Here is a 13,315-nt window from a genome sequence, read left to right as displayed (position 1 = left end):
CATAAGCTAACCGTTCATCTTTTCTGCTAAGAAGCTAAGTTCTTACTGCAAAGAAGTGATCAACGTTTAACTGTAATGTGGTTGCGGGAGCCGGATTTGAACCGACGACCTTCGGGTTATGAGCCCGACGAGCTACCAAACTGCTCCATCCCGCGTCCGGATGCATTGTTTAAGACAATGAAACTGTTCTCTAAAAAAGAGAGAATTTGGAGCGATACATCGGGTTCGAACCGATGACCTCAACCTTGGCAAGGTTGCGCTCTACCAACTGAGCTAGTATCGCAATCTGAAAACGTCTTTCGCCGTTCAGGGCTGCGAATTATAAGAGCATTTTTTTGTGATGCAAGTCCTTAATGCAAAAATCAGCAAGTTTTTACTCAACTGCTGAAAAAGCACACAAAATTGCAAAAAAAATGCCCTGTATGTACCTGAAAAGTTAGATAAACGTGATCATTCAATCAGATTAGATGCTAATGATTGTTTTTCGGTAGTACTGAAGCTCTGCAATCGACTCTCGAATATCGTCTAGTGCAAGGTGGCTTCCTGATTTAGAAAAACCATCGAGTACTTCAGGTTTCCAACGGCGCGCAAGCTCTTTCAGAGTGCTTACGTCGACATAGCGGTAGTGGAAGTACTCTTCCAACTCTGGCATGTGCTTGTATAGGAAACGGCGGTCTTGGCCGATGCTGTTACCACAAATAGGTGATTTACCTTTCGGTACCCACTTTTCAAGAAACTCAATCGTTTGTTTGATTGCGTCTTGCTCTGAAACGGTGCTTTCTTGAATTCTCTTTACTAAACCGCTGCCAGTATGAGTCGTCGTACACCACTCATCCATCTTATCCAGTTCACTCTGAGGTTGGTGAATGGCCAAAACAGGCCCTTCAGCCAGAATGTTGAGCTCACTATCTGTAACGATAGAAGCAATTTCAATAATTTTATGAGTTTCAGGATCTAGTCCTGTCATCTCTAGATCAACCCAAATAAGGTTCTGATCGCTAAAGGACATAAGGCGTCGCCTATTTGTTTATGTATAAAAGAGGTACTATACCCAAATAACTATACTCAAACTAGCTTTAGGGCCATCGAAATCAGTGGCACCAATAACATCCTGTTTGAGTCCTCAATCATCAAGTTAGATGTGTTAAGTGAAAAATTGTGGCTAAAAAAAAGAAGTTAACCAAAGGTCAGGTGCGTCGCGTACGTAGCAACCAGAACAAGCGACTCAAGAAAGAAGATTCCATCCAGTGGGATGAGAACATGCTTGGCGGAACAAAAAGCGGACTCGTGATTACGCGCTTTGGTCAACATGCCGATATCGAAGATCTTGAAACCAACGAAGTTCACCGTTGTAACTTACGTCGTAGTATCGAAACGTTAGTTTCAGGAGACAAGGTAACTTGGCGCGCAGGACTTGAGTCAATGGCTGGCATCTCTGGTGTTGTCGAAGCCGTTGAGCCTAGAACATCAATGCTAACTCGCCCTGACTACTATGACGGCCTAAAACCGGTTGCCGCAAACGTAGACCAAATGGTTATCGTTTCAGCTGTACTACCGGAGCTATCACTTAATATTATCGACCGCTACTTGATCGCCTCTGAAACGGTGAATATTGCCCCTTTAGTTGTGCTCAATAAAGTCGACTTGCTGACAGAGCAACAAATTAGCGAATACCGCGAAACGCTGAAGATATACGAGAAAATCGGCTATAAAGTCATGTTCGTGAGTAAAGAGTCGGGGTACGGCATCAAAGAGTTGGAAGCCGAACTGAAAGATCGTATCAACATTTTCGTTGGTCAATCTGGCGTAGGTAAATCCAGCGTAGTGAATGCACTGATGCCAACATTGGACATTGAAGAAGGTGCAGTTTCTGAAAACTCAGGACTGGGTCAACACACCACCACAGCAGCGCGTTTGTATCACTTCCCTTCTGGTGGTGATCTTATCGATTCCCCTGGGGTACGTGAATTCGGCCTATGGCATTTAGAACCCGATGAAGTCACAGATGCTTTCATTGAATTCAAGCCATACCTAGGTGGCTGTAAGTTCCGTGATTGTAAACACAATGACGACCCAGGATGTCTTCTGCGTGAAGCCGTTGAAGACGGAAAAATTAGCCGCTTACGCTTTGCTAGCTACCACCGCATTATTGAAACAATGGCTGACAACAAAGATAACCGTCAGTACTCACGAAGCAAGAAAGCGGATCTCTAATCGCGTTTTTGTGAACAAATGTGTGCATTTACTGACAATTGGCGCGAATTTAAGTAACATCTCGCGCCCTAAACCGTCATCGACAGATTTAATTGAAAAACAATTAGCATCGGAAAATTAATACAATGGATAAGATTAAAGTTGGATTGCAGTACTGGATCCCACAACATGGCCTGACTCGTTTAGTTGGTAAACTGGCGTCTGCTAAAGCGGGCGGTTTAACGACAGCGATCATCAACTGGTTCATCAAGCAATACAAAGTGAACATGGATGAAGCTCTGCATAGCGATCCAAAACACTTTAAGACATTCAATGAATTCTTCGTACGTGAATTAAAAGAAGGCATGCGCCCTGTCGCTGAAGGCGAATCCGTGATTGTTCACCCCGCTGATGCTCGCGTAAGTCAGTTTGGCCCAATTACTGATGGTCAACTGATTCAAGCTAAGAACCACAACTACTCAGCACGTGAGTTGCTTGGTGGTGATGCTGCTCTAGCCGATGAGTTTAAAGACGGTGAGTTCGCAACGCTTTACTTGTCTCCAAGTGATTACCACCGTGTGCACATGCCATGCGATGGCACGCTGCGTCAGATGATCTACGTTCCAGGTGATCTTTTCTCAGTAAACCCACTAACGGCAGAGAACGTTCCAAACCTATTCGCACGTAACGAGCGTGTGGTTTGTATCTTTGATACTGAGTTTGGCCCAATGGCACAAGTGCTGGTTGGCGCAACTATCGTTGGCAGCATCGAGCAAGTATGGGCTGGCACCATCACGCCACCTCGCGGTAACTCGGTTTACAAGTGGGATTACCCTGCACAAGGCGATAAATCTATCATCTTGAAGAAAGGCGAAGAGATGGGTCGCTTTAAGCTTGGTTCAACGGTTATCAACCTGTTTGCGAAAGATGCAATCAAGTTTGACGAAACGATGCAGAATGGTGAGAAAACCGTTCTAGGCACCCCTTTCGCGCACATTGCGGGTAAAGACGTTGAGACTGAAACTGTTGATTCAACAGAGAACTCAGACCAAGCTTAACTCTCTGAGTTAACTCATTTAGTTTTAAAGGCGCGTTATTTTTCTATATTTAGAGAAGAACGCGCCTTTTTATTATCTAGTTCCAGACACCTCTCTTCAAGATACCAATAAGTTTAACTACCGATAGCCTTACTCCCACCGAGCAAGACGTCGAATTACCCCATAAAAAGATTGACCAAAAACAAAACAACTGTCGAAACCTTAAACAACTTTCCGATTTTACAACCCGTCTCCAAGTACCAAAAATCCAGATAACTTACTCTATTTGAAGATATTTTATTCATAGGGTCTTTGTACATGCCTAAACTCAATGTTGGCGTTCTGGTCAAGCTGTTGATTTGTTTTGCGATTCCCTTAGGCGTGCTATTCATGCCGATAGATTCCATCCCAATCGATGATCTCACGCTGATTCAACACCGCCTGTTGGCGATATTCTTATTAGCAGCCCTGCTGTGGGTGCTTGAACCTGTTCCAGTATTCGCCACCTCAATTCTGATCATTGCACTTGAACTGGTGATGATCTCCGACAAAGGCCTGCACTTATTTAGAAACCCACCAGCGGGACACGATCTCGGTGAGTTAATCAAATATACCGACATCTTTGGTGCATTTTCGTCACCAATCATCATTCTGTTCATGGGTGGTTTCGCTCTCGCAATATCGGCATCTAAGTACGAACTCGACAACAACTTAGCGCGAGTATTACTCAAACCATTTGGTACAGAGCCGCGCTTCATCATGCTCGGTTTAATGCTGATCACTGCGGTGTTCTCGATGTTCATGTCGAACACAGCTACCACTGTAATGATGCTTGCATTGCTAGGTCCGATCGTAGCCTCTGCGCCAAAAGGCGACATGGGGATTAAAGCGCTGGTGTTATGTATTCCAATTGCTGCCAATACTGGCGGTATCGCGACCCCAATCGGTACACCGCCCAATGCGATCGCACTGCAATACCTAACTGGCGAGAACAGTATCGACTTCCTTAGTTGGATGATGATGGGCTTACCTTTTGTGATAATCCAACTCACCATAGCTTGGTTTCTTCTACAAAAACTCTTCCCTTCAAAAGAAAGAAACATGGTACTCAAGCTTGATGGTCAATTTAGAAAAAGTTGGCGAGCGATAGTGGTTTACATCACCTTCGCTGCCACTATTCTGTTATGGATGACCACCAAACTTCACGGCATGAACACCTATGTGGTATCCATCATTCCGCTGGCGGTGTTCACTCTGACCGGCATCATGGGCAAAGAAGAGCTCAAGCTGATTAACTGGGATGTATTGTGGTTAGTGGCGGGTGGTATTGCGATTGGTATCGGCCTTGATAAAACAGGGCTAGCTGCGGCATTGGCGCACGCGATTGATTATGAATCACTCTCGCCTGCTGCTGTGGTACTAACGCTATCTATCGTGTGTTGGTTAATGGCGAACTTCATGTCGAACACCGCGACTGCTAACTTGTTGATGCCGATAGCGGCTGCGATTGGTGCATCCATGGAAAGCTTGGTCGCGATTGGCGGCTTGCAAGGCTTGTTGGTTGTAGTCGCCTTCTCCGCATCACTCGGTATGATTCTTCCAGTATCGACACCACCCAATTCATTGGCTTACTCGACTGGACTTATTGAGAGCAAAGACATGGCGAAGATGGGCATCATCTTAGGTATTGTCGGCTTGTTAATGGTCTACCTCGCGTTGTTCATCATCACCTAATAGACGTTCAACGGTCACTTTTATTCCGACTAAGGCGCTAAATTTAAATTTAGTGCCTATTCGCGCTATATCATGAACAAGCTATTGATTTTTAAATCAATAAACAACTGTGATTTTACTTCACTGTTTTGCAAAAATCAGAGTAAATATATTTAGAATTTATGATTTTAAACACATTCATTCCCCGGTAGGGAGCGGCACTATACACCTATCAAAGACATATCAATTCATTATTAAGTACGTCACCGTTGTTAGGTTTTGTCTAATCAGAGAGGAATGGACCTTGAGACATACTATTAAGTTTAAAATTCAGATCGCCATTGCGGTCATTATTGCCGTCGTAAGTGGCGCTCAAGCTTGGATATCGGTTAATCAGCTGACTCAAGAGACTGAAGTCGCGATCAACCAAGAAATGAAAAATGTCAGTGTTGGCACCACCAATTACATTGCCGATTGGCTCTCTATCCGCAGTGATATGATGCTTGCCAATGAATCGACCATTTCAAGCAACAGTAACTCAGATCGCGAGTTATTGCTCACCAAGCAAGCCGGACAATTCCTGTCTGTATATGCAGGGTTCAGCGATGGCACTATCGCTTATGGCGACAAAGGTGAAGATTGGCCAGCAGGCTACGACCCGCGCACTCGCCCTTGGTATAAAGATGCCAACGCAACATCCGATCTCATCATTACCGAACCTTATCAAGACTTTGACGGCAGCATCGTCATCAGCTTTGCCAAAGCATTCAGTGGCGATAGACAAGGTGTTCTTGCGGCCGATTTAACCGTAACCAGCATTATTGATACGGTTCTCAACGTAAAACTGGATAACGATGGCTTTGCGTTTTTAGTCGATGGCAATAACAACATTGTGGCCTACAGCGATGAAGCGTTGAGTCAAAAGCCACTGACCAGTTTGAATCCAGAACTAACAACCAACAAGGTGTCACAACTGCTCCAAGACCAGATGATCACCACTCTCACTTGGCCTGGCCAGGGTGATAAAATGGTCTACATGGCCAACGTGCCGAATACTGATTGGTCATTGGGTATTGTTATCGATAAAGAGATGGCGTTTTCTGCAGTATCCGATGCCATTCAATTCATCACGCTGACCTCTTTAACTTTGTACATCGTCATTTCGATTGCGAGCACCTTCGTCATCAACCGCCTGCTTTCGCCGTTACAAACATTATCTGAAGCGCTCACTCAACTGGCTCAAGGCAGAGGCGATCTCACTCAACGTATTGATATCACACGTATGGATGAGATTGGTAAGCTTGCCGAGCTCGTGAACCAGTTCTTAAGCCAGATGCAAAGCATGTTGAAGGGCGTGATAGAACACAGCCACGATCTCAACAATCATGCAGAAAAAGCCAATCAACTGGCCACTCAATCTTCTATTCGAGTTGAAAATCAACAAAACGATATCAACCAAATTGCGACCGCGATTCATGAGATGTCCGCCACCGCAGCCGAAGTGGCTAGCCATGCCGAATTAACGGCGTCCGCTTCTCAGGCATCCGCCACCGCTTGTAACGAAGGCCAAGAGGTAATCCAACAAAACCGCGATGCGATTACTGGCTTGGCGACTCAAGTTGAAGATGCCGCCAATGTGATTCGTGAATTAGAGAGCAATGCTCAAAGCATCAACCAAATCCTATCCACCATTCAAGGCATTGCCGAACAGACCAACCTGTTGGCATTGAATGCAGCGATTGAAGCCGCTCGTGCGGGTGAACAAGGTCGTGGGTTTGCCGTTGTCGCCGATGAAGTCCGAGTGCTCAGCCAAAGAACGCATGGCTCGACGGAAGAGATCCGCGTGATGATTGATACACTGCAGAAAAATACCGAACATGCCGTTGAAAGCATGACTACCAGCACTCAGTTAGCAGAGAACAGTGTTGGCTTCGCAGAACAAGCTCATGGCAGCCTGACTAAGATCACGCAAGCAATCACTGAAATCAACGATATGGCGCTGCAAATAGCGAGTGCTGCGGAAGAGCAACGCGCGGTCAGCGAAGACATCAGCCGTAATACGCAAGGAATCAAGGATGCCTCTGATGACCTTGCACAGCAAGCTGAAAGCAGTCGCAATAGCTCAAATGAAATGAGTAGCGCTGCCGAGTCGATGCGCCAAGACGTGGAGCGCTTTAAGGTATAGCGCGACTCAAGCAAAGTAAGTGAACCACACCACCGAGCGACAGCTGACATAAACTAATAACTGAAACAAAGTCGTTCTTTCATAAGAATCACTTTGTTCTCAGTTCGGTTTGATGCATATTGATGAGCTAATTTATCCCAGACACAAGGATGTTATTCAGATGGGATTCGAATGGTTAGCTCTTGCTGCCGCTTTTCTTTGGGCGATTGCGAGCCTAATGTCAGTAAAGCCTGCTCAACACTTAGGTTCTTTCGCCTATAGTCGTTGGAGAATGGGTTGTACCGCGATCATCTTATCAAGCATGGCTTGGTTTACTGGCGGCTGGGCAAGTGTGGAAGCTGACTTAGTCACACCTATGATGCTGTCAGGCCTGATTGGTATCTTCATTGGTGATACTGCCCTGTTTGCGTGTTTGAACCGAATGGGACCGCGCCAAGCTGGACTGCTGTTCTCTTGTCACGCCGTGTTCTCGGCGATTCTCGGTTACTTCCTATTTAGCGAAAGCATGACTTCGGTAGAGCTGATTGGCTCGGCATTGGTGTTTAGTGGTGTATTAACCGCAATCTTCTTTGGTCGTCGTGGCCAAGCGAACAACCAACTTGAAACCATTAAGGGCACCGTGTGGATTGGCGTTGCGCTAGGAATTACAGCGGCGATTTGCCAAGCATTGGGCGGCATTATTGCCAAACCCGTGATGCAAACCAGTATCGACCCAATAGCAGCTTCTGCCATTCGAATGATCACCGCCTTTGTGGCTCACTCCCTGTTTCGCTTAACGGGCGCTAAACTTTCACGCGCTCTTAACCCAATGAATAAGCAGATATTCGCGATTACCGCGGTTAACGGCTTTTTGGCAATGGCGGTGGGAATGACGCTGATCTTGTATGCGTTGCAGGAAGGGAATGTCGGCATGGTCGCGCTGTTATCTTCAACCACACCAATCATGTTGTTACCAATACTCTGGCTGTACACCAAGCAAAGGCCTAATGCCTACGCTTGGATCGGCGCCATTGTTGCTGTGTTGGGCACCGGTATCTTGGTCAGCTAGTGGCACTGGAATTCTAGTCAGCTAGCTAGTGAAGTTAATTGGCAGCTGATTGGAAACTGAGAATTAATAGCTAATGACTATTAACTCTCAGTAAAAACAAAAGCAAAAAGTTAAGAACGTGGGAAAGGAAAAGCTGTCACGTCATCGATGTGGTCGTAACCCAACGCAAGCATGATTAACCTATCAATACCTAAAGCAACACCGGCACAGTCTGGTAACCCCGCTTTTAATGCCTCAATCAAATGATGATCAATCGGTTGAGGTGATAAGCCCATCTCAATACGCTTGGTATTGTCATCTTCAAAACGCTGCAGTTGTTCTTGTGGTTTATCTAACTCATGGAAACCGTTAGCCAGCTCGATCCCTTTGAAATACACCTCAAAGCGATCGGCGACTCGTGAATCTTTTGGATTAATCTTAGCTAACGCTGCTTGTGATGCTGGGAAGTCATACACAAATACAGGCACTTGTTGGCCTATTTTCGCTTCAACCCCAATACTGAAAAGAAGCTGCAATAGCGTATCACGATCTTGTTCAGTGTCAGCAATATCACTTAAGCCAAGTTTCGCTGCAGCCTGCTTTAAGGTATCCATAGAATCTTCCAGCGGACACACACCCAGTACCTCAACAAACGCTTGTTGGTAAGTCATTCGCTCCGCGATACCTGATTTAAGAACCTGTTGTAAAAGCAGATCCATTTCATCCATCAAGTCATGATGATCAAAGCCCACGCGATACCACTCCAACATAGTGAACTCAGGGTTGTGGTAACGGCCGTTTTCTTCGTTACGAAAAGACTTACAAATTTGGTAAATACAACCGCTTCCTGCCGCCAACAAGCGCTTCATATGAAATTCAGGACTCGTCATAAAGAACAGCGGCTGGCCGTGTGCATAACCCGGCCCTACAAACTCAGTTTTGAAGGTATGTAAATGCACATCCGTCACTGTGGCGTGACTCATGGCTGGCGTATCCACTTCCATCACATTTCGCTCAGCAAAAAACTGGCGAATTTGATTAAGGATATCAGCACGTTGCTTTAACTGCTTAATGGTTGCGGCCGGTTGCCATGTGGAGTGCATTATCAAGTTCCATATCACTGAATTCTAGGCGACGAAAATTACCACTTTTCGCCTCTTTTGTAAGCTTCTATCTTTGCATTAATAAGGTCGACATACGGTTTTAATGAAGCCAGAAAATCACGTTCTACAATACATTTACCTATATTCGACCTCAGACAATATTGATAACAAAAATCATACTCAACAAGCCGTTAACACATGCCTTGTGGGAGAATCGTTATCAACAATTGATTGCCGTGATTGCAGTCACATAACCTATAAATTCTATGCCTCCATATGCATTACCGGAGCAAAAACCTAAATACATCAATTTTTGAAACGCCCTCCTCTCTTACACTGAACCTACCACTTAAGGCTTAGGGGTGATGATCGGTTGATGCCGTTTACGTACTATTAATTAGTAAGTGCCACCAATAAGCTTTTTTATAATAACAAGCGGAATACTCCGCATCACACTGGAGAATAACTGTGAAGACAATTACCACAGATATCGCAGTCATCGGCGCAGGCGGCGCTGGTCTTCGTACAGCTATCGCTGCGGCTGAAGCTAATCCTGAATTGGAAGTAGCACTGATTTCTAAAGTTTACCCAATGCGCTCGCACACGGTAGCGGCAGAAGGCGGTTCAGCAGCAGTAATTAAAGACGAAGATAGCTTAGATAACCACTTCAACGATACTGTTGGCGGTGGCGACTGGCTATGTGAACAGGATGTTGTTGAATACTTTGTTGAAAACTCGACTCGCGAAATGATCCAAATGGAACAATGGGGTTGCCCATGGAGTCGTAAAGAAAACGGTGAAGTAAACGTACGCCGATTCGGCGGTATGAAGGTAGAAAGAACGTGGTTCGCAGCGGATAAAACCGGCTTCCACATGCTTCATACTCTGTTCCAGACTTCGATGAAGTACGACACAATCAAACGATTTGATGAGTACTTTGTGGTGGATTTGATCGTTGAAGATGGCGAAGTACAAGGCCTAATCGCGATTCATATGTCTGAAGGTGAACTTGTTACGATTAAAGCGAAATCTGTTGTTCTAGCAACCGGTGGCGCAGGTCGTGTTTACCACTGTAATACTAACGGCGGCATCGTAACTGGCGACGGTATGGCAATGGCTTATCGCCACGGTGTACCACTGCGTGACATGGAGTTCGTTCAATACCACCCAACAGGCCTTCCAGGCACTGGCATCTTGATGACCGAAGGTTGTCGTGGTGAAGGCGGTATCATCGTCAACAAGAACGGCTACCGTTATCTGCAAGATTACGGCATGGGCCCTGAAACTCCAGTGGGCGAGCCGAAAAACAAATACATGGAACTGGGTCCTCGCGACAAAGTTTCTCAAGCATTCTGGCACGAGCAGCAGAAAGGCAACACCATCAAGCACCCACTTGGTGATGTCGTACACCTTGACCTTCGCCACCTTGGTGAAGAGTACCTGCAAGAGCGTCTTCCGTTTATCTGTGAGCTTGCAAAAGCGTACGTAAACGTTGACCCAGCAAAAGAGCCAATCCCAATTCGCCCGACCGTTCACTACACCATGGGTGGTATCGAAACTAACGGTACCTGTGAAACTCGCATTAAAGGCCTATTCGCCGTTGGTGAATGTGCTTCAGTTGGCCTACACGGTGCAAACCGTCTAGGTTCTAACTCTCTAGCTGAGTTCGTAGTATTTGGCCGCGTAGCCGGTGAACAAGCCGTGAAACGTGCAGCTGAATTCAAAGGCTGGAATGAAGACGCTATCGCTAAGCAAATCAAAGCGGTTGAAGATCGCATCGCAGGCATCTTGGCTCAAGAAGGCGATGAGAACTGGGCTGATATTCGTACTGAAATGGGTCACACCATGGAAGCAGGTTGTGGTATCTACCGTCAAGAAGACTTGATGCAAGAAACCATCAACAAGATCACTGAACTGAAAGCTCGCTACAAGAAGATCAGCATTAAAGACAAAGGCAAAGTGTTCAACACTGACCTACTTTACGCTATCGAAGTGGGTTACGGCCTTGAAGTTGCAGAAGCAATGGTTCACTCAGCCATTCTTCGTAAAGAGTCTCGCGGTGCACACCAACGTCTAGACGACAACTGCACAGAACGTGATGACGTGAACTTCCTGAAACACTCTCTGTCTTTCTACAACGAAGATGCAGCACCAACCATCGACTACAGCGGCGTTAAGATTACTAAATCTCAACCTAAAGCTCGTCTGTACGGTGAAGCTGCAGAGAAAGCCGCTGCTGCTGAAAAAGCGGCAGAAGAGAATGCGAAGAAGAGCGAAGAGGAGCAAGCATAATGTCAGCGAATCGAATCCAAAAAATTGAAATCCTGCGTTATGACCCTGAGCACGATGCAGAACCTCACTTTCAAACCTTTGAAGTGCCGTTTGATGAAACCATGTCAGTACTTGATGCGATTGGTTACATCAAAGATAACCTAGATAAAGACCTGTCTTACCGTTGGTCTTGTCGTATGGCGATTTGTGGTTCTTGCGGCATCATGGTTGATGGCGTGCCAAAACTGGCGTGTAAGAGCTTCTTACGTGATTACCCGAATGGCTTCAAGATTGAGCCTTTGGCTAACTTCCCAATCGAGAAAGATTTGATTGTCGACATGACGCCGTTCATCGAACGCCTTGAAGCAATCAAGCCTTACATCATTGGTAACGACCGTAAGCCAGAAGACGGCACTAACATCCAAACTCCAGAGCAAATGGCGAAGTACAAACAGTTCGCTGGCTGCATCAACTGTGGTTTGTGTTACGCAGCGTGTCCTCAGTTTGGTCTAAACCCTGAGTTCATTGGCCCTGCAGCACTTGCGCTTGCTCACCGCTACAACCTAGATAGCCGTGACAATGGTAAAGCTGAACGTATGAAGCTTATCAATGGCGACAACGGCGCTTGGGGCTGTACGTTTGTAGGTTACTGTTCTGACGTATGTCCGAAGAAAGTAGACCCAGCAGCGGCAGTTAACCAAGGCAAAGTTGAGTCTTCAATGGACTTCGTTATCTCGATGTTCAAGCCTGATGGATCGCAAGTAAAAACAACAGAGGAGGCATAATATGAGCAATCGTAAGCCTTATGTTCGTGAGATGAAGAGAACGTGGTGGAGCAACCATCCGTTTTACCGCTTCTACATGCTACGTGAAGCGACTGTACTGCCTTTGATTCTATTCACTCTGTTCCTAACCTTCGGTTTGGGTGCACTAGTGAAAGGCCCAGAAGCTTGGGCTGGTTGGTTGAGCTTTATGGCTAACCCTATCGTTGTTGGTATCAACATCGTGGCACTGCTAGGCAGCTTACTGCACGCTCAGACCTTCTTCAGCATGATGCCTCAAGTAATGCCAATCCGCCTTAAAGGCAAATTGGTGGATAAAAGAATCATCGTACTGACCCAGTGGGCAGCGGTGGCATTTATTTCTTTAATCGTTCTGATGGTGGTGTAAGGAGCTTCGTTATGAACACAAATTACAATGTTAACCACAATCCGAAACGCTCTGATGAACCAATCTGGTGGGGCCTATTCGGCGCTGGCGGTACTTGGTTCGCGATGATTACACCAATCACGATTCTAGTGCTGGGTATCTTAGTGCCAATGGGCATTATCGATGCTGACGCAATGAGCTACGAACGTGTCTCTGAGTTTGCCACCAGCATTATCGGTGCGCTATTCATTATCGGTACGCTAGCACTGCCAATGTGGCACGCAATGCACCGTCTTCACCACGGCATGCACGACCTTAAGTTCCACGTCGGCGTTGCAGGTAAAGTTGGCTGCTACTTCGTTGCAGGCCTAATCAGCGCATTGTCTGTTATTTTCATTTTTATGATTTAAGAGCAGATACGAGATTCGGGTAAACGAGTATCGAAGAGCTTAAAAGCAGATTCGAGTATCGGGTAATCGAGATTCGAAAAGCTTAAGAGCGAAAAGACTAAAAGCAGAGCAGGGTTATCTTGTTCTGCTTTTTTGTTGCTTGTCGAATATCACACACCTAGCTCACTAGCTCTTGCTCTTCCCGCTCTTCGTATCTCGCATCCCGTTTACTCTAATCTGCTCTTCCC

At 46.0% G+C, this 13,315-nt stretch carries 11 protein-coding genes and 2 tRNA genes; 9 read left to right on the top strand and 4 right to left on the bottom strand.

All coding sequences use genetic code 11. The annotated features are described in order from the left end of the window. Positions 1 to 78: 78 nt before the first annotated feature. The 3 genes from BCT49_RS04755 to orn all read right to left on the bottom strand — a co-directional run bounded on the left by BCT49_RS04755 (position 79) and on the right by orn (position 1,009). Positions 79 to 155 (bottom strand) — tRNA-Met (locus BCT49_RS04755). A 52-nt stretch (positions 156 to 207) separates the two neighbouring features. Beyond that, positions 208 to 283 (bottom strand) — tRNA-Gly (locus tag BCT49_RS04750). 180 nt (positions 284 to 463) lie between these two features. Continuing rightward, complete coding sequence (orn, locus tag BCT49_RS04745) at positions 464 to 1,009, bottom strand: oligoribonuclease (RefSeq protein ID WP_017107429.1); 546 nt, start codon at positions 1,007 to 1,009, stop codon at positions 464 to 466. 149 nt (positions 1,010 to 1,158) lie between these two features. Here orn and rsgA point away from each other — a divergent pair, with 149 nt between their 5' ends. The 5 genes from rsgA to BCT49_RS04720 all read left to right on the top strand — a co-directional run bounded on the left by rsgA (position 1,159) and on the right by BCT49_RS04720 (position 8,176). After that, on the top strand, positions 1,159 to 2,214 hold the full coding sequence (gene rsgA, locus BCT49_RS04740; RefSeq protein WP_017107428.1) for a small ribosomal subunit biogenesis GTPase RsgA: 1,056 nt from the start codon (positions 1,159 to 1,161) through the stop codon (positions 2,212 to 2,214). 125 nt (positions 2,215 to 2,339) lie between these two features. Beyond that, a complete protein-coding gene (asd, locus tag BCT49_RS04735) occupies positions 2,340 to 3,251 on the top strand; it encodes an archaetidylserine decarboxylase (RefSeq protein WP_102434348.1) in 912 nt (303 codons plus the stop codon). 297 nt (positions 3,252 to 3,548) lie between these two features. After that, the gene (locus BCT49_RS04730) at positions 3,549 to 4,964 is read left to right on the top strand and encodes an SLC13 family permease (RefSeq protein ID WP_102434347.1); all 1,416 of its coding nucleotides are present in this window, start codon (positions 3,549 to 3,551) and stop codon (positions 4,962 to 4,964) included. A gap of 283 nt (positions 4,965 to 5,247) precedes the next feature. Continuing rightward, complete coding sequence (locus tag BCT49_RS04725; protein ID WP_102434346.1) at positions 5,248 to 7,128, top strand: methyl-accepting chemotaxis protein; 1,881 nt, start codon at positions 5,248 to 5,250, stop codon at positions 7,126 to 7,128. Positions 7,129 to 7,288: 160 nt separating this feature from the next. Beyond that, on the top strand, positions 7,289 to 8,176 hold the full coding sequence (locus BCT49_RS04720; RefSeq protein WP_102434345.1) for a DMT family transporter: 888 nt from the start codon (positions 7,289 to 7,291) through the stop codon (positions 8,174 to 8,176). A 110-nt stretch (positions 8,177 to 8,286) separates the two neighbouring features. On the opposite strand, the gene epmA is transcribed toward BCT49_RS04720, so the two are convergent. Next, on the bottom strand, positions 8,287 to 9,258 hold the full coding sequence (gene epmA / locus BCT49_RS04715) for an elongation factor P--(R)-beta-lysine ligase (protein WP_102434344.1): 972 nt from the start codon (positions 9,256 to 9,258) through the stop codon (positions 8,287 to 8,289). A 468-nt stretch (positions 9,259 to 9,726) separates the two neighbouring features. Here epmA and frdA point away from each other — a divergent pair, with 468 nt between their 5' ends. From frdA to frdD, 4 genes are read left to right on the top strand one after another with little or no spacing between them, the layout of a single operon-like run. Further along, complete coding sequence (gene frdA / locus BCT49_RS04705) at positions 9,727 to 11,550, top strand: fumarate reductase (quinol) flavoprotein subunit (RefSeq protein ID WP_017108666.1); 1,824 nt, start codon at positions 9,727 to 9,729, stop codon at positions 11,548 to 11,550. Beyond that, positions 11,550 to 12,314: a succinate dehydrogenase/fumarate reductase iron-sulfur subunit gene (locus BCT49_RS04700; RefSeq protein ID WP_102434342.1), complete on the top strand. Its 765-nt coding sequence runs from the start codon at positions 11,550 to 11,552 to the stop codon at positions 12,312 to 12,314. The genes frdA and BCT49_RS04700 overlap by 1 nt, the downstream gene beginning before the upstream one ends. Before the next feature lies 1 nt (position 12,315). Next, positions 12,316 to 12,699 (top strand): fumarate reductase subunit FrdC, encoded by a 384-nt coding sequence (gene frdC, locus BCT49_RS04695; RefSeq protein ID WP_061019340.1) that lies wholly within the window; start codon positions 12,316 to 12,318, stop codon positions 12,697 to 12,699. Positions 12,700 to 12,710: 11 nt separating this feature from the next. Then, positions 12,711 to 13,088, top strand: coding sequence for a fumarate reductase subunit FrdD (gene frdD, locus BCT49_RS04690; RefSeq protein ID WP_009847918.1), 378 nt, complete (start codon positions 12,711 to 12,713; stop codon positions 13,086 to 13,088). Positions 13,089 to 13,315 lie beyond the last annotated feature (227 nt).

The sequence above is a fragment of the Vibrio lentus genome (genome assembly GCF_002875945.1).
Lineage (GTDB): Bacteria > Pseudomonadota > Gammaproteobacteria > Enterobacterales > Vibrionaceae > Vibrio > Vibrio apostichopi.
The sequence above is the reverse complement of the archived record's forward strand: the minus strand, read 5'-3'. Positions and strand labels throughout refer to the sequence as shown.

Coding starts and splice junctions, on each gene's coding strand:
- orn (WP_017107429.1), bottom strand. CDS start 1,009: ATGTCCTTTAGCGATCAGAACCTTATTTGGGTTGATCTAGAGATGACA.
- asd (WP_102434348.1), top strand. CDS start 2,340: ATGGATAAGATTAAAGTTGGATTGCAGTACTGGATCCCACAACATGGC.
- BCT49_RS04730 (WP_102434347.1), top strand. CDS start 3,549: ATGCCTAAACTCAATGTTGGCGTTCTGGTCAAGCTGTTGATTTGTTTT.
- BCT49_RS04720 (WP_102434345.1), top strand. CDS start 7,289: ATGGGATTCGAATGGTTAGCTCTTGCTGCCGCTTTTCTTTGGGCGATT.
- epmA (WP_102434344.1), bottom strand. CDS start 9,258: ATGCACTCCACATGGCAACCGGCCGCAACCATTAAGCAGTTAAAGCAA.
- BCT49_RS04700 (WP_102434342.1), top strand. CDS start 11,550: ATGTCAGCGAATCGAATCCAAAAAATTGAAATCCTGCGTTATGACCCT.
- frdC (WP_061019340.1), top strand. CDS start 12,316: ATGAGCAATCGTAAGCCTTATGTTCGTGAGATGAAGAGAACGTGGTGG.
- frdD (WP_009847918.1), top strand. CDS start 12,711: ATGAACACAAATTACAATGTTAACCACAATCCGAAACGCTCTGATGAA.